The organism is Streptococcus sp. 27098_8_103, assembly GCF_041432345.1.
In the GTDB taxonomy this organism is placed as follows: Bacteria; Bacillota; Bacilli; order Lactobacillales; family Streptococcaceae; genus Streptococcus; species Streptococcus mitis_BV.
In genome coordinates, this window is sequence record NZ_JAPVZK010000003.1 from 21,350 (window position 1) to 42,095 (window position 20,746).

Annotated in this window: 25 protein-coding genes; 18 read left to right on the forward strand and 7 right to left on the reverse strand. The window is 38.9% G+C overall.

The genetic code is table 11. The features are described 5' to 3' along the window. Positions 1 to 138: 138 nt before the first annotated feature. The gene (locus tag O3599_RS01210) at positions 139 to 801 is read left to right on the forward strand and encodes a NisI/SpaI family lantibiotic immunity lipoprotein (protein WP_049502159.1); all 663 of its coding nucleotides are present in this window, start codon (positions 139 to 141) and stop codon (positions 799 to 801) included. 212 nt (positions 802 to 1,013) lie between these two features. On the opposite strand, the gene gdhA is transcribed toward O3599_RS01210, so the two are convergent. Continuing rightward, complete coding sequence (gene gdhA, locus O3599_RS01215; RefSeq protein WP_247939427.1) at positions 1,014 to 2,360, reverse strand: NADP-specific glutamate dehydrogenase; 1,347 nt, start codon at positions 2,358 to 2,360, stop codon at positions 1,014 to 1,016. A 227-nt stretch (positions 2,361 to 2,587) separates the two neighbouring features. On the opposite strand from gdhA, the gene O3599_RS01220 reads away from it, so the two are divergent. From O3599_RS01220 to O3599_RS01250, 7 genes are all read left to right on the forward strand, one after another. Further along, the gene (locus tag O3599_RS01220; protein WP_247939428.1) at positions 2,588 to 3,523 is read left to right on the forward strand and encodes a dihydroorotate oxidase; all 936 of its coding nucleotides are present in this window, start codon (positions 2,588 to 2,590) and stop codon (positions 3,521 to 3,523) included. Positions 3,524 to 3,555: 32 nt separating this feature from the next. Continuing rightward, positions 3,556 to 4,593, forward strand: coding sequence for a DNA polymerase III subunit delta (gene holA / locus O3599_RS01225; protein WP_247939429.1), 1,038 nt, complete (start codon positions 3,556 to 3,558; stop codon positions 4,591 to 4,593). A gap of 361 nt (positions 4,594 to 4,954) precedes the next feature. After that, positions 4,955 to 5,560 carry a superoxide dismutase SodA gene (sodA, locus tag O3599_RS01230; RefSeq protein WP_000974733.1) on the forward strand — a complete coding sequence of 202 codons (606 nt, stop codon included), beginning with the start codon at positions 4,955 to 4,957 and terminating at the stop codon, positions 5,558 to 5,560. A gap of 156 nt (positions 5,561 to 5,716) precedes the next feature. Continuing rightward, positions 5,717 to 6,247: a YutD family protein gene (locus O3599_RS01235; RefSeq protein ID WP_247939430.1), complete on the forward strand. Its 531-nt coding sequence runs from the start codon at positions 5,717 to 5,719 to the stop codon at positions 6,245 to 6,247. Positions 6,248 to 6,267: 20 nt separating this feature from the next. Next, positions 6,268 to 7,353 (forward strand): 23S rRNA (adenine(2503)-C(2))-methyltransferase RlmN, encoded by a 1,086-nt coding sequence (gene rlmN, locus O3599_RS01240; protein WP_000804760.1) that lies wholly within the window; start codon positions 6,268 to 6,270, stop codon positions 7,351 to 7,353. Next, complete coding sequence (locus O3599_RS01245; protein WP_247939431.1) at positions 7,353 to 7,835, forward strand: VanZ family protein; 483 nt, start codon at positions 7,353 to 7,355, stop codon at positions 7,833 to 7,835. Before rlmN ends, O3599_RS01245 begins: the two co-directional genes overlap by 1 nt. A 1-nt stretch (position 7,836) precedes the next feature. Then, positions 7,837 to 9,378, forward strand: a complete 1,542-nt coding sequence (locus tag O3599_RS01250; RefSeq protein ID WP_247939432.1) for an ABC-F family ATP-binding cassette domain-containing protein — start codon at positions 7,837 to 7,839, stop codon at positions 9,376 to 9,378. Positions 9,379 to 9,431: 53 nt separating this feature from the next. On the opposite strand, the gene O3599_RS01255 is transcribed toward O3599_RS01250, so the two are convergent. From O3599_RS01255 to O3599_RS01265, 3 genes are all read right to left on the reverse strand, one after another. After that, a complete protein-coding gene (locus O3599_RS01255; protein WP_247939433.1) occupies positions 9,432 to 10,235 on the reverse strand; it encodes a peptidylprolyl isomerase in 804 nt (267 codons plus the stop codon). A 305-nt stretch (positions 10,236 to 10,540) separates the two neighbouring features. Next, on the reverse strand, positions 10,541 to 10,765 hold the full coding sequence (locus O3599_RS01260; RefSeq protein WP_001041097.1) for a helix-turn-helix transcriptional regulator: 225 nt from the start codon (positions 10,763 to 10,765) through the stop codon (positions 10,541 to 10,543). Between the two features lie 2 nt (positions 10,766 to 10,767). Further along, positions 10,768 to 11,364: a DUF3796 domain-containing protein gene (locus O3599_RS01265; RefSeq protein WP_000749556.1), complete on the reverse strand. Its 597-nt coding sequence runs from the start codon at positions 11,362 to 11,364 to the stop codon at positions 10,768 to 10,770. 699 nt (positions 11,365 to 12,063) lie between these two features. On the opposite strand from O3599_RS01265, the gene rpsP reads away from it, so the two are divergent. The 7 genes from rpsP to O3599_RS01300 all read left to right on the forward strand — a co-directional run bounded on the left by rpsP (position 12,064) and on the right by O3599_RS01300 (position 15,771). Further along, entirely contained in the window at positions 12,064 to 12,336 is a 273-nt protein-coding gene (gene rpsP, locus O3599_RS01270; RefSeq protein ID WP_000268760.1) for a 30S ribosomal protein S16, read from the forward strand. Positions 12,337 to 12,355: 19 nt separating this feature from the next. Beyond that, positions 12,356 to 12,595: an RNA-binding protein KphA gene (gene kphA, locus O3599_RS01275; RefSeq protein WP_000379617.1), complete on the forward strand. Its 240-nt coding sequence runs from the start codon at positions 12,356 to 12,358 to the stop codon at positions 12,593 to 12,595. Positions 12,596 to 12,708: 113 nt separating this feature from the next. Continuing rightward, positions 12,709 to 13,179 (forward strand): hypothetical protein, encoded by a 471-nt coding sequence (locus O3599_RS01280; protein ID WP_247939434.1) that lies wholly within the window; start codon positions 12,709 to 12,711, stop codon positions 13,177 to 13,179. 195 nt (positions 13,180 to 13,374) lie between these two features. Next, positions 13,375 to 14,163 (forward strand): alpha/beta fold hydrolase, encoded by a 789-nt coding sequence (locus O3599_RS01285; protein WP_371511761.1) that lies wholly within the window; start codon positions 13,375 to 13,377, stop codon positions 14,161 to 14,163. Between the two features lie 30 nt (positions 14,164 to 14,193). Then, a complete protein-coding gene (gene rimM, locus O3599_RS01290; protein ID WP_125393002.1) occupies positions 14,194 to 14,712 on the forward strand; it encodes a ribosome maturation factor RimM in 519 nt (172 codons plus the stop codon). Then, entirely contained in the window at positions 14,702 to 15,421 is a 720-nt protein-coding gene (gene trmD / locus O3599_RS01295; protein WP_125393001.1) for a tRNA (guanosine(37)-N1)-methyltransferase TrmD, read from the forward strand. Before rimM ends, trmD begins: the two co-directional genes overlap by 11 nt. An 11-nt stretch (positions 15,422 to 15,432) precedes the next feature. Further along, entirely contained in the window at positions 15,433 to 15,771 is a 339-nt protein-coding gene (locus tag O3599_RS01300; RefSeq protein ID WP_001196038.1) for an ATP cone domain-containing protein, read from the forward strand. 30 nt (positions 15,772 to 15,801) lie between these two features. Here the strand turns inward: O3599_RS01300 and O3599_RS01305 are convergent, their stop codons facing one another. Continuing rightward, entirely contained in the window at positions 15,802 to 16,122 is a 321-nt protein-coding gene (locus O3599_RS01305) for a hypothetical protein (RefSeq protein WP_084926479.1), read from the reverse strand. A gap of 98 nt (positions 16,123 to 16,220) precedes the next feature. Here O3599_RS01305 and O3599_RS01310 point away from each other — a divergent pair, with 98 nt between their 5' ends. Further along, positions 16,221 to 16,436 carry a YdbC family protein gene (locus O3599_RS01310; protein WP_000807422.1) on the forward strand — a complete coding sequence of 72 codons (216 nt, stop codon included), beginning with the start codon at positions 16,221 to 16,223 and terminating at the stop codon, positions 16,434 to 16,436. A 53-nt stretch (positions 16,437 to 16,489) separates the two neighbouring features. Here O3599_RS01310 and O3599_RS01315 read toward each other — a convergent pair whose 3' ends face one another. Next, positions 16,490 to 17,026, reverse strand: a complete 537-nt coding sequence (locus O3599_RS01315) for a biotin transporter BioY (RefSeq protein ID WP_023946412.1) — start codon at positions 17,024 to 17,026, stop codon at positions 16,490 to 16,492. 188 nt (positions 17,027 to 17,214) lie between these two features. Continuing rightward, positions 17,215 to 18,561 carry a glutathione-disulfide reductase gene (gor, locus tag O3599_RS01320; protein WP_033684941.1) on the reverse strand — a complete coding sequence of 449 codons (1,347 nt, stop codon included), beginning with the start codon at positions 18,559 to 18,561 and terminating at the stop codon, positions 17,215 to 17,217. A 291-nt stretch (positions 18,562 to 18,852) separates the two neighbouring features. Here gor and O3599_RS01325 point away from each other — a divergent pair, with 291 nt between their 5' ends. Beyond that, the gene (locus O3599_RS01325; protein ID WP_064276455.1) at positions 18,853 to 20,061 is read left to right on the forward strand and encodes an efflux RND transporter periplasmic adaptor subunit; all 1,209 of its coding nucleotides are present in this window, start codon (positions 18,853 to 18,855) and stop codon (positions 20,059 to 20,061) included. After that, the gene (locus O3599_RS01330) at positions 20,045 to 20,746 is read left to right on the forward strand and encodes an ABC transporter ATP-binding protein (protein WP_033680086.1); all 702 of its coding nucleotides are present in this window, start codon (positions 20,045 to 20,047) and stop codon (positions 20,744 to 20,746) included. The genes O3599_RS01325 and O3599_RS01330 overlap by 17 nt, the downstream gene beginning before the upstream one ends.

Below are 20,746 nucleotides of genomic sequence, written 5' to 3' on the forward strand. Positions count from 1 at the left end.
GGAGTGTTAAATTTTTGGATGGAAGTTTGGGAATTGTTTTGACTTTACTTCATATCCAAAATAAGTCTGTAAAGACATATTGGAGAGAGGCGTTATTGATTTTTGATAATTTAACTATAGAAAATTAGGAGGAGAACTATGAAATTCAAAAAGATCTATCTTTCCGTAATTTTTTTCTTAAGTTTACTTGGATTGACTGGATGCACATATGAGAAGTATGATGTTAAATTTCTCGACTCAAGTTATAATCGATTTGATTATAAAGGAGAGCATTATGGTGTAACTAATCAATTAATTTTATATGAAGATATTGAAAGTAAAGTAAGCAATCATTATGATATTTATGAAATATCTTACGATGATTCCAATGATGAAATAAAGAATGATTTGTTGGAGATTGGTGACTTATATCAAACCAAGAATAGAGAATTTGCCATAAAAATTGATAGTACTTTCTATAAATGTAAACTACTTGATAATATTTCTAAAGAAGAACTTATAAAAGTTTCTGACTTATTTAATGTTCGCTTAGTAGGAGAATTTGCTATCAATGAGCAAGAAGCCAGAGAGTTGAAGATAGGGGAACAATTATTTACAATTACTGAAGAAATTATTCCAAAAGAAGAGCTTAGTGCTACAGTTGCTAACTTAGATAATCAAGTGAAGTCAGTCACTAGATTATCAGGGGAGCACGAAAGTTGGAAATATGGAGAAATTTGTTCTTTAAAAAATCAGTCTATCCACGAGAAAGTAGCAGTTAAATTGAATGGAGAATATCATTTGGCTTTCTTAAGAAGTTAAACTGGGCAAAAAGTCTTTAAAAGAAAAAACGCCAAATAATAGAGCAACTACATTGTAGCTTAAAAACATGATTAAACCGCTATTCTTAGGAGTAGCGGTTTTTCTTTTTGTTCTAAAAGGGGCAAAAAAGGGGGCGAGTAAGTAATTTTCCAACTGTTTAATTCAAGCTAAAAATCCCCAATCGAAGCGATTGAGGATTAAGCAAATGAATCTTAAACAATACCTTGGGCAATCATAGCGTTTGCTACATTTTCAAAGGCAGCAATGTTAGCTCCTGCAAGGTAGTCTTTATCAAGACCATATGTTTCTGAAGTTGTTTTAGCTGTATTGAAGATGTTTGTCATGATGTCTTTGAGACGTCCATCAACTTCTTCACGAGTCCATGAAAGGCGAAGACTGTTTTGGCTCATTTCAAGGGCTGAAACGGCTACACCACCGGCATTGGCAGCTTTGGCAGGTCCGTAGAAAATACCATTTTCTTTGTAAACTTTGATGGCATCAAGGTCGCTTGGCATGTTGGCACCTTCAGATACACAGATAATGCCTTGAGCAACTAAGCGTTTAGCTGCTTCACCGTTGATTTCGTTTTGAGTCGCACATGGAAGCGCAATGTCATAGTTTCCAGCGTAAGTCCATACAGAACCTTCGTGATATGTTGCAGTTGCTTTTTCAGCAGCATACTCAGTCAAACGAGCGCGACGTTTTTCTTTAACATCAACCAATAGATCGAAGTCGATACCATTTTCATCGATGACATAACCATTTGAGTCAGATACAGAGATAACAGTTGCACCAAGTTCAGTTGCTTTTTGAAGCGCGTATTGAGCAACGTTACCAGAACCTGAAATGACCACTTTCTTACCAGCAAAGCTATTACCGTTAGCTTTGAGCATTTCTTCAGTGTAGTAAACCAAACCGTAACCAGTTGCTTCTGGACGAATCAAGCTACCACCAAACCCAAGAGGTTTACCAGTCAAGACACCAGCATCAAATTGGTTAAGACGTTTGTATTGACCGTAAAGGTAACCAATTTCGCGTCCACCTACACCGATATCACCAGCAGGTACGTCAAGTGATGGTCCGATGTGTTTTTGCAATTCAGTCATGAAGCTTTGGCAGAAGCGCATCACTTCAGCATCTGTTTTACCTTTAGGATCGAAGTCTGATCCACCTTTACCTCCACCGATTGGAAGTCCAGTCAAAACGTTTTTAAAGATTTGTTCAAATCCGAGGAATTTCAAAATCCCTTGGTTTACAGTTGGGTGGAAACGAAGTCCGCCTTTGTATGGTCCAACAGCTGAGTTGAATTGAACACGGTAACCGCGGTTTACTTGAACTTTTCCATCACGGTCAACCCAAGGAACACGGAAAGAAATCACGCGCTCTGGCTCAGTAATACGTGCCAAGATATTTTCTTCGATATACTCAGGGTGTTTTTCGAATACAGGTTCTAAAGTGTTGAAAAATTCTTCAACAGCTTGAAGGAACTCAGCCTCGTGCCCGTTACGAGCTTTTACAGTTTCAAACACGCTTTGGATATATTCTTTAGCAGATGTCATATCGTTCTCCTTAAATTCTAATTTAATTATGTGTGTCATTATAGCAGAATTTTTTTTAACTGTAAAGAGAAAAAACAAAAATTTTCTAAAAATTCTATCAATTTAGTTTTGAGACTTTTTAAAAATAGATAAAAACGAACCTTTTTCTTGTAAATATCTTTCTCAAAGAGAAAATCTGAAAATATGGTATAATATTAGCAATAAAAGGAATCTGGAGGATCAGAATCATGGTATCAACGAAAACGCAAATTGCTGGTTTTGAGTTTGACAATTGTTTGATGAATGCAGCAGGTGTGGCTTGTATGACGGTAGAGGAGCTGGAAGGGGTTAAAAACTCAGTGGCAGGAACTTTTGTGACTAAGACAGCGACCTTGGACTTTCGTCAGGGAAACCCTGAGCCACGCTATCAAGATGTTCCACTTGGTTCTATCAACTCTATGGGCTTGCCAAATAATGGCTTAGACTATTATTTGGATTATCTTTTGGATTTGCAAGAAAAAGAGCCAAACCGAATTTTCTTCCTATCTCTAGTCGGCATGTCTCCAGAGGAAACCCATACTATCTTGAAAAAAGTCCAAGAGAGTGAGTTTCGTGGTCTGACTGAGCTAAACCTCTCCTGTCCAAATGTTCCAGGAAAACCTCAGATTGCCTATGATTTTGAGACAACAGACCGGATTTTGACAGAAGTATTTGCCTACTTCACCAAACCTCTTGGAATTAAATTGCCACCATATTTTGACATTGTTCACTTTGACCAAGCGGCAGCTATTTTTAATAAGTATCCTCTTAAGTTTGTCAACTGCGTCAACTCTATCGGAAACGGCCTTTATATAGAAGATGAGTCTGTCGTTATTCGTCCTAAAAATGGTTTCGGTGGCATTGGTGGTGAGTATATCAAACCGACTGCTCTAGCTAATGTTCATGCCTTTTATCAACGCTTAAATCCTCAAATTCAAATCATCGGAACAGGTGGCGTTTTGACTGGTCGTGATGCCTTTGAACATATCCTCTGTGGAGCGAGTATGGTGCAGGTAGGAACAACACTTCACAAAGAGGGAGTTGGTACTTTTGACCGCATTACTAATGAACTGAAAGCAATCATGGCGGAAAAAGGGTACGAAAGCCTAGAAGATTTCCGTGGGAAATTGCGCTATATTGATTAAATTCATTAAAAAATCAGAAGAAAGGAGAGACGATGCTAGCTATTGAAGAAAGTCAGAAGTTGACTTTATCAAATTTACCTAGTCTGAGCCTTTTTACAGGGACAGACCAGGGTCAGTTTGAAGTTATGAAGAGTCAAGTATTGAAACAGATTGGTTATGATTCTGCCGACCTAAACTTTGCCTACTTTGATATGAAAGAAGTGGTTTACAAGGATGTTGAACTGGAGCTGGTCAGCCTTCCTTTCTTTGCCGATGAAAAAATCGTGATATTGGATCATTTTGTCGATATCACAACAGCCAAGAAACGCTTTTTAACAGATGATGAACTCAAGTCGTTTGAGGAATACCTTGATAATCCTTCACCAACAACCAAGTTGTTAATCTTTGCAGAAGGAAAGCTGGATAGCAAGAGACGGCTGGTAAAATTACTTAAGCGTGATGCCAAGGTTTTTGACGCAGTAGAAGCCAAAGAACAAGAATTGCGCCAGTATTTCCAAAAGTGGAGCCAGAAACAAGGTCTGCAGTTTGCTAATCATTCTTTTGAAAATCTTCTCATCAAGTCGGGTTTTCAATTTAGTGAAATTCAGAAAAATCTCCTCTTTTTACAGTCCTATAAGGAAGACTCTGTTATCGAGGAAGAGGATATTGTTAACGCAATTCCCAAGACCTTGCAGGACAATATTTTTGATTTAACTCAGTTTATTCTGACTAAAAAGATGGATCAGGCGCGTGACTTGGTTAGAGATTTGACCTTGCAAGGGGAAGATGAAATTAAACTGATTGCAGTCATGCTAGGACAATTTCGGACTTTTACTCAGGTAAAAATTTTGTCGGAGTCTGGCCAAACAGAAGCGCAGATTGCAAATAGTTTAGGTAGTTATCTAGGACGCACTCCCAATCCCTATCAAATCAAGTTTGCATTAAGAGATTCGCGAGGACTTTCCTTGAGTTTTTTGAAGCAAGCTATTTCTTATTTGATTGAGACAGACTATCAGATTAAGACAGGTCTTTATGAAAAAGGTTTCCTTTTTGAAAAGGCACTCTTACAGATTGCTAGTCAGGTCAATTGATATTTTTTTGAAACTCCAGCCCGCGTCAGGATTAGCTTGTCGTGGGTTTCTTGCTGATTTGCTTATTTTATACTCAATGAAAATCAAAGAGCAAACTAGCCGCAGGTTGCTTAAAGCACTGCTTTGAGATTGTAGATAAGACTGACGAAGTCAGCTCAAAACATGTTTTGAGGTTGCGGATGAAACTGACGAAGTCAGTAACCATACCTACGGCAAGGCGACGTTGACGCAGTTTGAAGAGATTTTCAAAGAGTATTATTAGAAAGTATTTCGGTGATTTCTTCATCTATAAGCAAAAAACTTGAAAAAAGTGAATGTTTGCGTTATCATTTTCATATAGAAAGAAAAAGAGGTATTACAGATGGCTATTATCTTACCAGATCTTCCATATGCATACGACGCTTTGGAACCATACATCGATGCGGAAACAATGCACTTGCACCATGACAAACACCATCAAACTTATGTCAACAATGCTAATGCAGCTCTTGAAAAACACCCTGAAATTGGTGAAGATCTTGAAGCCTTGCTTGCTGATGTAGAATCTATCCCAGCTGATATCCGTCAAGCACTTATCAACAACGGTGGTGGACACTTGAACCACGCTCTTTTCTGGGAATTGATGACTCCTGAGAAAACAGCTCCTTCAGCAGAACTTGCAGCAGCAATCGATGCAACATTTGGTTCATTTGAAGAATTCCAAGCAGCCTTTACTGCAGCAGCAACAACTCGTTTCGGTTCAGGATGGGCATGGTTGGTTGTTAACAAAGAAGGTAAACTTGAAGTGACTTCAACAGCAAACCAAGACACACCAATCTCAGAAGGCAAAAAACCAATCTTGGGCTTGGACGTTTGGGAACATGCTTACTACGTAAAATACCGCAACGTGCGTCCTGACTACATCAAAGCTTTCTTCTCAGTGATCAACTGGAACAAAGTAGATGAATTGTACGCAGCTGCTAAATAATGATAGTTGGAGGGAAGAATTGTTCTTCTCTTTTTAAGGTTATATTATTTTGGTCTGACAAAATCGTCAGACTTTTTTCATTTTTATGAGAAACGTGCTAACTGCTAGAAATTATGGTAGAATAAAGTATTAAGTAATCGTGAAAAAAGGATATCTATGCGAAAAGAAATTGCACCTGAATTATACAACTATAACAAGTTTCCTGGTCCTGAGTTCCATTTACATGGGGACAAGGTCGAAACGGAAGGGATAGCTTTTTCCTTGGTGGAAAATATCAAGGATGCCTTTGATGTGACGGCTTTTAATCAGCGTTTTTCAGAAGTCTTAACAAAGTTTGATTATGTCGTGGGAGACTGGAGCAACGAACAGCTTCGCCTACGAGGTTTTTACAAGGATGATCGAACAGAAGAAAAACTTGAAAAAATCAGTCGTTTACAAGACTACCTTTTAGAGTATTGTAGTTATGGTTGTGCCTATTTTGTCCTAGAAAATGAAGCCCCTAAGCGAGCATCATTTGACAAGAAAATGCGTAAGAAGGAAGAAGAAACACCTTCTAGAAAAGGAAAGAAGCCGACTCAAACCAAACGAAAACCGAATGCAGATAAGAAAAATAGACGTCGTCAGAAAGACCAGCATTCTCAGAAAGAGGACAAGGGACAACGTCATTTTGTCATTCGTCAGAAGTGAGTAGAGAATAAGGAGAAGAAATGAAACCGTCAATTTATAGTTTAACACGTCAAACCATGCAGGAATGGGTTTTGGAGCAGGGAGAAAAGAAATTCCGTGCAGACCAAATTTGGGAATGGCTCTACCGTAAACGTGTCCAGTCATTTGAAGAGATGACCAACCTGTCAAAAGATTTGATTGCTAAGCTTAATGATCAGTTTGTGGTCAATCCCTTGAAACAGCGTATCGTGCAAGAGTCTGCTGATGGTACTGTCAAATATCTCTTTGAGTTGCCTGATGGTATGTTGATTGAGACAGTACTTATGCGTCAGCACTACGGTTTGTCAGTCTGTGTGACCACTCAGGTCGGCTGTAATATCGGTTGTACCTTCTGTGCCTCTGGTTTGATCAAGAAGCAACGTGACCTCAATAATGGGGAGATTGTAGCGCAAATCATGCTGGTTCAGAAATACTTTGATGAGCGTGGTCAGGACGAGCGCGTCAGCCATATCGTTGTCATGGGTATCGGTGAACCATTTGATAATTACAACAATGTCTTGAATTTCGTTCGTACTATCAATGATGACAAGGGAATGGCCATCGGTGCTCGTCACATTACGGTTTCAACCTCAGGTTTGGCCCATAAAATTCGTGATTTTGCTAATGAAGGAGTTCAGGTCAATCTTGCCGTTTCCCTTCATGCACCCAATAATGAATTGCGCTCAAGCATCATGAAGATTAACCGTGCCTTTCCGATTGAAAAACTCTTTGCTGCTATTGAGTACTACATCGAAACAACAAATCGTCGTGTGACCTTTGAGTATATCATGCTCAATGAAGTCAATGATGGTGTAGAACAAGCCTTAGAATTGGCTGAATTGCTCAAGAATATCAAGAAATTGTCTTATGTAAACTTGATTCCTTATAACCCAGTTAGTGAGCATGACCAATATAGCCGTAGTCCTAAAGAGCGCGTCCTGGCCTTTTATGATACGCTTAAGAAAAAAGGGGTTAACTGTGTCGTCCGTCAAGAGCATGGTACAGATATTGATGCAGCTTGTGGACAATTGCGTTCTAATACAATGAAACGTGACCGCCAGAAAGCAGTCGCAGCAGTCAATCCTTAATGATGAAGAAGACTTATAATCATGTTTTGGTCTGGGGAGTCATTTTCTATAGTATTTGTATCGTTTACTTTTGCTTTACTCCTCAAGAACATTCTCCCGTGGGGGTGGAAACTCCAGGTATTCAGCATCTTGGACACCTGGTTTTTCTTTTGATTCCTTTCAATTCTCTCTGGAAACTGGGTGAAGTGAGTGACATTGGACAATTATGTTGGCTTTTTCTACAAAATATCCTCAATGTCTTCTTACTTTTTCCTTTGGTGTTTCAACTCCTTTATCTCCATCCAAACTTGCGGAAAACAAGAAAAGTGATTTTTTTCAGTTTTCTATTGAGTCTTGGAATTGAGTGTACGCAGTTAGTCTTGGACTTTTTCTTTGATTTTAATCGCGTCTTTGAAATTGATGATTTGTGGACCAATACCTTGGGTGGCTATCTGGCTTGGCTCCTCTATAAACGATTACATAAAAACAAGATAAGGAATTAAAATGAGTATTTTAGAAGTTAAAAATCTGAGTCACGGTTTTGGTGACCGTGCAATTTTTGAAGATGTGTCCTTCCGTCTCCTAAAGGGGGAACATATCGGTCTGGTCGGTGCTAATGGTGAAGGGAAATCAACCTTTATGAGCATCGTGACTGGTAAAATGCTGCCAGATGAAGGGAAGGTTGAGTGGTCCAAATATGTAACCGCTGGTTACTTGGATCAGCACTCCGTCCTTGCTGAAGGGCAGTCGGTACGTGATGTTCTCCGTACGGCCTTTGATGAGCTTTTCAAAGCTGAAGCTCGTATCAATGACCTCTATATGGAAATGGCTGAAGATGGAGCGGATGTTGATGCTCTCATGGAAGAAGTTGGCGAACTTCAAGACCGTCTGGAGTGTCGTGATTTCTATACCTTGGATGCTAAGATTGACGAAGTAGCGCGTGCCCTTGGTGTCATGGATTTTGGCATGGATACAGATGTAACTTCTTTGTCAGGTGGGCAAAGAACCAAGGTGCTTTTGGCAAAACTTCTCCTTGAAAAGCCTGATATCTTACTTTTGGATGAGCCGACCAACTACTTGGATGCTGAGCATATTGATTGGCTCAAGCGCTATCTCCAAAACTATGAGAATGCCTTTGTTCTTATTTCACACGATATTCCATTCCTAAATGACGTTATCAATATTGTCTACCATGTGGAAAATCAACAGCTGACGCGTTATTCTGGTGACTACTACCAGTTCCAAGAAGTCTATGCTATGAAGAAATCTCAGCTAGAGGCTGCCTACGAACGTCAGCAGAAAGAGATTGCGGACCTTAAAGATTTTGTCGCACGAAACAAAGCGCGTGTTGCAACACGAAACATGGCCATGTCTCGCCAGAAGAAATTGGATAAGATGGATATTATCGAACTCCAAAGTGAGAAACCAAAGCCATCCTTTGATTTCAAACCAGCTCGTACACCAGGCCGCTTTATCTTCCAAGCCAAGGACTTGCAAATCGGTTATGACCGACCTCTTACGAAGCCCTTAAACCTTACCTTTGAACGCAATCAAAAGGTTGCCATTATTGGTGCTAATGGTATCGGGAAAACAACTCTCTTGAAGAGTCTTTTGGGTATTATTCCACCAATCGCTGGGGAAGTGGAGCGTGGAGATTATCTAGAACTTGGCTACTTTGAACAAGAAGTAGAAGGTGGAAATCGTCAAACACCACTAGAGGCTGTCTGGAATGCTTTTCCTGCACTTAACCAAGCAGAAGTCCGTGCAGTCCTTGCCCGTTGTGGTTTGACAACCAAGCATATTGAAAGTCAAATTCAGGTTCTGTCAGGTGGGGAACAAGCCAAGGTACGCTTCTGTCTCCTGATGAATCGTGAAAACAACGTTTTAGTGTTGGACGAGCCGACCAACCACTTGGATGTGGATGCCAAGGATGAACTTAAACGTGCTCTCAAAGAATACAAGGGATCTATCCTTATGGTCTGCCACGAACCAGACTTCTATGAAGGCTGGATGGACCAAATATGGGATTTTAATAATCTAACTTAAAAATAAGGATAAAAGAAATACAGTACCGAAAGTGGGTACTGTATTTTTTGTTTTTAAGATTTAAAATCGTAGTCTTTCACCACTTCGATGCTTTCGATTGTAATAGCAGTAGTTGGCTTGTCTTTTTCATCTTTTTCGGCTTTAGCAATTTTATCTACAACGTCCATACCATCAATCACTTGACCAAAGACTGGGTGTTTGCCATCTAGACTAGGGTTTCCCCCTTCTTTATAGGCTTCGATGATTTTCTTTGGATACTTGCTTGTAGGGAGTTTAGCAGAGGTATCTGTAGAGTTTTGGTTGATGAAGAACTGGCTGCCATTGGTGTTTGGTTGACCAGTATTAGCCATAGAAAGAGCACCACGGATGTTATAGAGATAAGGAGTAATCTCGTTTTTGAAACCAGTTCCCTTGTCTTTAGTCTTATCCTTGTCATGCCAGATGGACTGACCACCTGTACCGTCCCCTTTTGGATCTCCAGTTTGAACCATGAAGCCATCGATGACACGGTGGAAGGTAATGCCGTTATAGTAGCCTTCTTTGGCGTGAGTGAGGAAGTTTTCAACCGCTAGAGGAGCGAGTTTAGGGAAGAATTTGATACGGATATCTCCTTGACTTGTGTGGAGAATCACTTCAGCCTCGTCTTCAGCAACTTCTTTAGATAGTTGTGGGAAATTGGCGTTTTCGTTTGTTAAAGCATCGTTTAACTCCTTGGCAGATTGGGCTGCTGCTTTGGAGCTTTCCTCAGCGGCCAAGCTAGAATCTATATAGTCATCGCCACGCAAACTACGTTGGATGCTACTACACCCAGCTAGAGCTACAGTGGATAGTAAAAGAAGGGTTGCTAGTTTTTTCATTCTATTCCTCTCAAAAATTCATTTCTACTATTGTACCCTAAAAGGAAGGGGATTTCAAATATTAGTGACAAGACAGTTTAATAGGAAGCCAACCAGAAAGTCGCTTGTTTTGGGGCATCAATGCCATAAGTGTACTCAAAGTATTTTGGGAACCAGATCTTAAGAAAGCTCGTAAAGCATCACAATTAGTAAACGTTAATTCGAAAGAATTGCTATATTTTAAAAGAGTACATTTTCAAAGGATTTTTTCTTTTGACTTCCATTCCTAATTAGTCAATGAACTTAATACTAGGTCTCGAAAAGAATTATGCTTCCTCTTTTTGTCTGAGTTCAAAGAGGTCTTCTACTTTCAGATTAAAAACTTGAGCAATTTTAAGAGCCATTTCCAGCGAAGGGTTGTAACGGTTATTTTCCAAGTGCAGAATTGTCTCGCGTCGCATGCCGATGAGGTCGGCTAACTCCTGCTGGGTCATGCCTGTCGACTCACGAACAGATTTGAGATTAGTAATAATCTTGCTTTCTTTGGCCATGCTTATCCTCTCCGTTCCAAGATAAAGTAGACAATCGCAAAGATGAAAATCAAGGCAGCTATGCTAATAAAGACTTGACCCATGTAAAGAGTGAGAGACCCCATATACCCAATGATAACTGTTAGGATCATCAGTGCGCCTAATGTAAAAACTAACATCAAGCTAGCTGCCTTTGCTAAATTGGCATAAAAGCGTTCGTCCGGAGTTTCCTTGACATTTTTCAAAGAGAAAAAACCAAATACAATCACTTCAATAACGAGGCCAATCCCCAAAATCCATTCTCTAATACCAGAACTTTCGCTTGGGGTCGCAACCCAAATCCCTACTGTATAAAAAATGCTTGCTGCCAACACAAGTATCGTGTAAAGCTTAGCAGACAAGTCAAAAATAGTCTTTCCCTTATCTTTCTGAATCTTATGAGGCCGTGGTTTCGTATGTAGCCAGCTCCAAATAGCTACAATCTGACCTGACACTGAAATACCAGTAATAACTAACTTGGGTCCCCAACTAAGATTAGAACCAAATAAAACAATAAAATCAATAAAGAGAGCTACGGCAATCATTGCAATGAGGCCACGCATTTTTTGACTTTTTTTCATGATAGACTCCTTTTTTGTGTTATAAATATATAACACTTAAATTTTATGTTATAAATATATCACATTTAAATTTGGAAAGCAAGAATTTATGTGCCAAGGTGGCAATTATTTGAAAAAATTTTTTAATAAAAGCCCTCGCTAGTCAAACAACTAAAGAATTCTTTGAAGCAATGCATCGGATTTGGTTTGGATAGTTTCGTTAATAATATTTGATGATAAGGAATTTTTGGAAAATCTAGATACTGTATGAATCTCTACTTTTTTTCTTAGACTGTTATAAAGTCTATCAGAATAAGCGTTATAGGTGTAGAAGTTAATTTTTACAGAACTAAATTATTCCCCTATTTAGAATCTATTAATTCATATTTTATAAATTAATTAGTAGATATCATTCTTAAAATCCTTGATATTTCGTTTGGGAACAGGCTTGAGATTTAGAAGCCAAGTATCCAAATCTCGTTCAGGCGATATGAAGAGTTTGACTTGATGCTCTTTATAAAATGTTTCTAAAATAGTATTTACGGATAGCCTCTTTCAAACATTTATTTCCTACTTCTAACAAATTTCTAAATGGTTTAAGAATTTTATAGTCTGTCAAGTTTTTTTCTTGACACCTGTCAGAAATCTGATATAATAGAACATGTGCTAAATAGCTTAGCTATTTCACCGAAATAAAAAATAAGAAAAGAGACTTTAAAAATGGCAGTTAAAATCCGTTTGACTCGTATGGGTTCTAAGAAAAAACCTTTCTACCGTATCAACGTAGCAGATTCACGTTCACCACGTGACGGACGTTTCATCGAAACAGTTGGAACTTACAACCCACTTGTTGCTGAAAACCAAGTAACTTTGAAAGAAGACCGCGTTCTTGCATGGTTGGCTGATGGAGCTCAACCTTCAGATACAGTTCGCAACATCCTTTCAAAAGAAGGTGTATTGAAGAAATTCCACGATTCTAAATTCTCAAAATAAGTTTAAAGTAGGTTGACAGATGGATACGATTGAAAATCTCATTATTGCGATTGTGAAACCCTTGATTTCACAACCAGATGCCTTAACTATCAAGATTGAAGATACACCAGAGTTTTTGGAATATCATTTGGATCTTGATCAAAGCGATGTGGGTCGTGTAATCGGTCGTAAGGGTCGCACTATTTCTGCGATAAGAACGATTGTCTACTCTGTCCCAACTGAAGACAAAAAAGTAAGAATCGTTATTGACGAAAAATAAGAAGGGCGGGACGGATGTCTCGCTTTTTTTGTGTGGAGAAGTGTAAAATAGCATCCATCAAGTAACAGCATAATCGGGATTTGGAAGGATTTTTGAAGGGGGACTGGAAAAGAATGAACATTGATTGTATTTTAAACATAGATTGGGCAATGTACATTGATTGGTTATTGCGAATTTTACAGATTTCGACTTTTATAGGTGTAATTTTAAAAATTAGTTTTCAGAATAAGGCCTATATCAATAATATCGAAATTCAGGTAATTAAACCAATCGAATTTGATTCCTTACATACGAGATTTCATCATATATATGAGTTTAAACATGATGAAAATGATAAACATTATAACCATTTGATTTTTTATCCAAAGGAAGTTGATATTGAAATTATAGAATTTTATTCTTTAATCTATGATTCAAAAAGTAATCGTTTAGTTGATAATGATAAACTGCATACAGTTAAAAATTTAAAGAATTATACATGCTTATTGATTCATACAAATTTACCAGAGAATATGCCTAGTTTAAGAATGAAATGGAAAACAAGTCAGGGTGAAATTGGCGAGTATACATTTTATAGTAAATAGTAATATGTATAATGGGAATGTGAATATCTCATCTTTCAAATATAAATTAACATTAAAGAGGAAACTATTAGCACTTTTTGGACTATAGCGACATCTCTATGTATCTTCCTCCAACTTGAGAAAATCCTTGGAACGTGTTAAAATAAAGGATAAGGGTTTTTAATAATTCATTATATAGAACGAGTGGATTTCTTTATGAAGAGGTTTGAAGTATCTACAGAAATTGGTAGTCTCTCTGTTACTTATCAAAAGCAAAAGAAAATGCTAGTTTGTCTAAATGGAGCAGGATTGCTACCGAGTTATGAAAATTTTTCACTTATACTTGAAAAACTTCCTCCTACAATTGGTTATTTGACAATTGATTTTCCGAACACAGGTAGGAGTTCGATTCATGACCAAACTGGAAAAAATCTAGATAATCTTGCAGATTCGGTTTATAAAGTACTTGAAGAATTAGGGATTTCTGAATATATACTTTGTGCACATAGTTTGAGTGGAATTTTAGCTTGCAAATTACTCAAGAAACCAATTCAGTGTCAGGCTTTAGTAGCAATTGAACCGACAACTAAAAACGTCATGTTTGCTGATTTTTCAGAAAATCCTTATCCAGAAATGGAAGAGCAGATGAGGCTGATTGAGGAGTGTGGTCCTGAACTTTATTTTAAGAACTTAACTCAAGCAACATTTAGTCATGAAATTAATAAAGAAATCTGGGAAATAATGCAAGAAAAAGGTTCAGAGTTGGAAAATCAATATACAGGATTTCAGATATCTGGAGAGATTACTGAAGAAGATTTTGAGAATGTATTTGTAGAAGCTCATATCCCTGTGTTTATTTTTTGTCAGGCTTATAGAGAAAAAGAGTACAGAGAATCAGAATATTGGACTTCCAATACTAAACTCATTTTAGGAGGGAATCACCATTATTTACAGTGGTCTGAATCCGAAAAAATTGCGACTATTATTCAAGAATTGTCAGAATAAGATGGAAAGAAGGAGACTACAGGAGACAAGATGAACTACTTTAATGTTGGGAAAATCGTCAATACGCAAGGGTTGCAGGGTGAGATGCGAGTCTTGTCTGTGACAGATTTTGCAGAAGAACGGTTTAAAAAAGGGGCTGAGCTGGCTTTGTTTGATGAAAAAGATCAGTTTGTTCAAACAGTGACCATTGCTAGCCACCGTAAGCATAAGAATTTTGATATTATCAAATTCAAAGACATGTACCATATCAATGCTATCGAAAAGTACAAGGGATACAGTCTCAAGGTTGCTGAGGAAGATTTGAATGACCTAGACGATGGTGAATTTTATTATCACGAGATTATCGGTTTGGAAGTCTATGAGGGTGATAACTTGATTGGAACCATCAAGGAAATCCTGCAACCAGGTGCCAACGATGTCTGGGTGGTCAAGCGGAAAGGCAAGCGTGATTTGTTATTGCCTTATATCCCACCAGTGGTTCTCAATGTCGATATTCCAAATAACCGCGTCGATGTAGAAATCTTAGAAGGGTTAGACGATGAAGATTGATATTTTAACCCTCTTTCCAGAGATGTTTTCTCCACTGGAGCACTCAATTGTTGGAAAGGCTCGAGAAAAAGGGCTCTTGGATATCCAGTATCATAATTTTCGAGAAAATGCTGAAAAGGCCCGCCATGTAGACGATGAGCCCTACGGAGGTGGTCAGGGGATGTTGCTACGAGCACAACCTATTTTCGATGCCTTTGACGCTATTGAAAAGAAAAATCCGCGCGTTATTCTCCTCGATCCAGCTGGAAAGCAGTTTGATCAGGCTTATGCTGAGGATTTGTCCAAAGAAGAGGAACTGATATTTATCTGTGGTCACTACGAGGGTTATGATGAGCGTATTAAGACCTTGGTGACAGATGAGATTTCCCTGGGCGACTATGTCTTGACTGGTGGAGAGTTGGCGGCTATGACCATGATTGATGCGACGGTTCGCCTGATTCCAGAAGTGATTGGCAAGGAGTCCAGCCACCAAGATGATAGTTTTTCTTCTGGCCTTCTTGAATATCCTCAGTACACACGTCCCTATGATTATCGAGGTATGGTTGTACCAGATGTATTGATGAGTGGTCACCATGAAAAGATTCGTCAGTGGCGATTGTATGAGAGTTTGAAGAAAACCTATGAACGAAGACCGGATTTGCTTGAACATTATCAACTGACAGCAGAAGAAGAAAAAATGCTGGCAGAAATCAAAGAAAACAAAGAATAAAGGAGAAACCTATGCAAGTAATCAAACGTGATGGAGAAATTGCTGAATTCAATCCAGATAAGATTTATCAAGCTATCTTAAAGGCAGCCCAGACTGTCTATGTATTGACAGATGATTTACGTCAAAACCTTGCACAAGTCACTAAGAAAGTGGTTTTGGATTTGGAAGAGGCCAAGGTGGAACGTGCTACCATTAGCATGATTCAGTCTTTGGTTGAACATCGTTTATTGGGTGCAGGTTACATTACCATTGCAGAACACTACATTTCCTATCGTCTACAACGTGACTTGGAAAGAAGTGGTTATGGAGATCATATCGCAGTTCATTTACATTTTGAACAAATTCGCTAAGAAAAAAGAGTGGGATGAAGCAACTACATCTCACTCTTTCTTAAATCTATTTTTTTGGGCTGTTTGGACAGTTGAAGGGACAAATCGTAGGCGTTGAATATCGCTTATGCGGATAATACGGGTCACATTTTTGGCAAAATTTTTCACGATAATTTGCTGGCGTTGCTGATCGTATTTGATGATGTCACCTGTAAAACTTGTCTCTGACAAGATAAGGTGAACAGCGGTTTGTTTCTGGATAGCCTCTTCAATAGTGGCTGTAAGGGAGTTGCTTTCAGTATGGTCAGGTTGATCATGTCCATTTAAAAAGTCATGTATTTTATCTAGAACTTGCTGGAATTTATGTCTCATAGTGGCCTCCCTTCTTTTATATCAATATTATATAAAATTTTCCTAAAATCTACAAGATTTTACGAATAAACTAATGAAAGCTAAAAAAGGAGAAGAAAATGGCAGAATTTACATTTGAAATCGAAGAGCACTTGTTGACTCTTTCTGAAAACGAAAAAGGTTGGACCAAGGAAATCAACCGTGTGAGCTTTAATGGTGCTCCTGCAAAGTTTGATATTCGTGCTTGGAGCCCAGATCATACTAAAATGGGCAAAGGAATTACTCTCTCAAATGAAGAATTTCAAACAATGGTGGATGCCTTTAAAGGTAACTAAGTTGTCAAAATAAAAGAAAAGGATATTGAGTCATGACAACTCGATATCCTTTTTTAGTTAGCAAAGTAAGCTTGATTTTTAAGGCGTTGAAGTAATGGACGGCTAATAAAACTAATAGCAATAATTTTACCAAGGTCTGGAATGATAAAGGGAATGACCCCCACAACAAGAGCTTTTTCAAATGCCATTCCAGCAAGAAAATGTAAGCTGAGAATCCCGCCGACAAAGACAAGGGCATCACCCAAGAGGTTTGCAAGAAAAATCTTGACAACACTACTCTTGCTGTTGGTTAGAGAGGATGTAAGTCCAGAATAAACAAGATAAAACCAAAGATAGCCTGCAGTAGGACCAACTAAAGCCTGAAAACCAGCTCCACCTCCTGCAAAAACAGGAAGACCGATAGCACCTAGAAGAAGATAGAGTCCAACAGAAAGTACAGCCTCTCTTGGTCTAAAGACAGTTGCAATCAAGCCGATTGCAAAGTTTTGCAGAGTGAAGGGAACAGGTCCAATTGGAAGACTGATTTGTGCCAAAACAGCAATGAGAGCAGCTCCAATAGCAGGGATAGCATAAATATGAGCTTTTTTCAAAATAGTTAACCTCTTTTCTGATGTATAGTAACTATTATACTCGTAGAGTAATTATTGTCAACCAATTTTTTAAAACAAGGTAACAAAAACTGTAACGGCCGATTTTGCTTATTGGTTAAGTTGTTTTCATCGATTCGAAAACATCAAAAAAGAAGCAGACACATTTGTATCAGCTTCTGTTGTTTCGATTAACGCATAGTTACAAATTCTTCAGATGCAGTTGGGTGAATCGCCACAGTTGCATCAAAGTCTGCCTTGGTTGCTCCCATTTTGATAGCAACAGCAAATCCTTGAATCATTTCATCAACACCATAGCCAATTCCATGAAGTCCGACAACTTTTTCTTCTGAACCAGCTGTAATCAATTTGAAACGAGTTTCTTGACGGTTGTCAGTGCAAGCAGAGTACATAGACGTAAAGCTTGATTTGTAAACCTTGATTTGGTCTTGACCGTATTCTTTAATAGCTTGCTCTTCTGTCAAACCAACAGTTCCGATAGCAGGGTGTGAAAAGACGACAGTTGGAATAGTTGAGTAATCCATTTTTGCAGTAGTTTTTCCGTTAAAGAGACGTTCAGATAGGGTACGTCCAGCTTTGATAGCAACTGGAGTTAGTTCTTTTTCACCTGTTACATCACCTAGAGCGTAGATTCCTTCAATAACAGTATTTTGGTATTCATCTACTTGGATAAAGCCACGTTCGTTCAGAGTTACTCCAGCTTTTTCAAGTTGCAAGCCCTTAACGTTTGGACGGCGACCAGTAGCCCAGATAACTTGACTAGCTGTGTGACTAGTACCATCTTCGAAATGAATGGTAATGCCTTCAGCAGTTTTTTCTAACTTAACAGGGACTTTGTGAGTGTGAAGTGGTAAGTTTGTTCTTTCCATTTCCTTGACCAGACCTTCAACGATGTAAGAATCAAAACCACGTAAAGGACGATCACGGCGAACAAAGAGGTCTGTCTTGACACCAAAAGTGTGGAGTACGCCAGCCAATTCAACGGCAATATAACCAGCGCCTAGAATAGCAACTGACTCTGGCAATTCTTCCCAAGCAAATACATCATCAGAAGAGCCACCTAGTTCAGCACCAGGAACGTTTGGAATACTGGGATGGGCACCAGTAGCAATCACGATATGTTTAGCACGAATCAGTTCACCATTTACGCTGACAGTATGAGAATCTACAAATTCAGCATGGCCTTCAATCAAGTCTACTCCGTTGCGTTTAAAACTGCCATCATAAGAAGAACGAGCGCGATCAATATAGGCTTCACGATTGCGACGTAGGGTAGCAAAGTCAAAGTTAAGATCAGTAGTCTTAAAGCCGTAGTCTTCTCCAAATTGATGGAAAGTCTCAGCGATTTGCGCCCCGTACCACATGATTTTTTTAGGAACACAACCGACGTTGACACAGGTTCCACCTAATTTCTTTTCCTCAATAACGGCCGCTTTAGCTCCGTGTTCACCAGCACGGTTCATGGTAGCAATTCCTCCGCTACCACCACCGATAGCAATGATATCATATTCTCTCATTGAAAACTCCTTTATACTCTTTTAAATAGTAGAGTGTCATTTTTTGATAGTCATATTCTATCTTTTTTTTGATTTGATTGCAAAAATCTGCTACGTTCAAAAAAATTAAAGAAAAGGCTTGCAAAAAGGAAAAATAAAGTGTATTATATAACTAGTACAATGGTAGTAAAAAATAGATTCCGAACAATAATCAAATCCCGAAATGTCATTATTTCGTTCTGAACTGTTATTGTTTATATTTGCTAATTTTTATATAATATTGTTAAGGACTTTAAATCAAAAAGGAGTTTCATTATGAAAAAGAATGGTAAAGCTAAAAAGTGGCAATTGTATGCAGCAATCGGTGCTGCCAGTGTAGTTGTATTAGGTGCTGGGGGAATTTTGCTCTTTAGACAACCATCTCAGACCACGGTAAAAGATGAGCCTACTCATCTTGTTGTTGCCAAGGAAGGAAGCGTCGCATCCTCTGTTTTATTGTCAGGGACAGTAACAGCAAAAAATGAACAATATGTTTATTTTGATGCTAGTAAGGGAGATTTAGATGAAATCCTTGTTTCTGTGGGTGATAAGGTCAGCGAAGGACAGGCTTTAGTCAAGTACAGTAGTTCAGAAGCCCAGGCGGCCTATGATTCAGCTAGCCGAGCAGTAGCTAAGGCAGATCGTCATATCAATGAACTCAATCAAGCACGAAATGAAGCTGCTTCAACTCCGGCTCCACAGTTGCCAACGCCAGCAGGAGGCGAAGGAGCTGCAGGGCAAACTCCAGCTCCAGTCTCAGGAAATGCAGTGTCATCTATTGATGCACAACTAGGTGATGCTCGTGATGCTCGTGCAGATGCAGCAGCACAATTAAGCAAGGCTCAAAGTCAGTTGGATGCAATGACGGTTCTCAGTACCCTAGAGGGAACTGTGGTCGAAGTCAACCGTAATGTTTCTAAATCTCCAACTGGAGCTAGCCAGGTGGTAGTTCATGTCGTTAGCAATGAAAACTTGCAAGTTAAGGGGGAACTATCTGAATATAACCTTGCCAACCTCTCTGTAGGACAAGAAGTAACCTTTACTTCTAAAGTTTACCAAGATAAGAGCTGGACTGGTAAGATTAGCTACATTTCTGACTACCCTAAAAACAATGGTGAAGCGGCAAGTGCAGCTACTGCCGCAGCAGGTGGTAATTCTGGTTCTAAATATCCATATACTATCGATGTTACAAGTGAAATCGGTGATTTGAAACAAGGATTCTCAGTAAGTGTTGAGGTCAAGAATAAGAGTAAAGCCATTTTGGTTCCTCTAACAAGTATTGTGACTGAAAATGATAAGAACTATGTCTGGGTGCTTGACGAGCAGAAAAAGGCTAAGAAAGTGGAAGTTGGTTTGGGAAATGCTGATGCAGACAACCAAGAAATCACTTCAGGTCTGACAAATGGAGTCAAGGTCATCAGTAACCCAACGTCTTCTCTAGAGGAAGGAAAAGAGGTGAAGGCTGATGAAGCAACTAATTAGTCTAAAAAATATCTGCAGAAGCTACCGTAACGGTGACCAAGAACTGCAGGTTCTCAAAAATATCAACCTAGAAGTGAATGAGGGTGAATTTGTTGCCATCATGGGACCATCTGGTTCGGGTAAGTCTACTCTCATGAATACGATTGGTATGTTGGATACACCAACCAGTGGAGAATATTATCTTGAAGGCCAAGAAGTAGCTGGACTCGGTGAAAAACAACTAGCCAAGGTCCGCAATCAACAAATCGGATTTGTCTTTCAGCAGTTCTTTCTTCTATCTAAACTCAATGCTCTGCAAAACGTAGAATTGCCCTTGATTTACGCGGGAGTTTCAGCTTCAAAACGGCGCAAGTTAGCTGAGGAATATCTAGATAAGGTTGAATTGACTGAGCGTAGTCACCATTTACCTTCAGAATTATCTGGTGGTCAAAAGCAACGTGTAGCTATTGCGCGTGCCTTGGTAAACAATCCTTCTATTATCCTGGCGGACGAACCGACAGGAGCCTTGGATACCAAAACAGGGAATCAAATTATGCAACTATTGGTTGACTTGAACAAAGAAGGAAAAACCATTATCATGGTAACGCATGAGCCTGAAATCGCTGCTTATGCCAAACGCCAGATTGTCATTCGAGATGGAGTTATTTCATCTGACAGTGCTCAGTTAGAAAAGGAGGAAAACTAA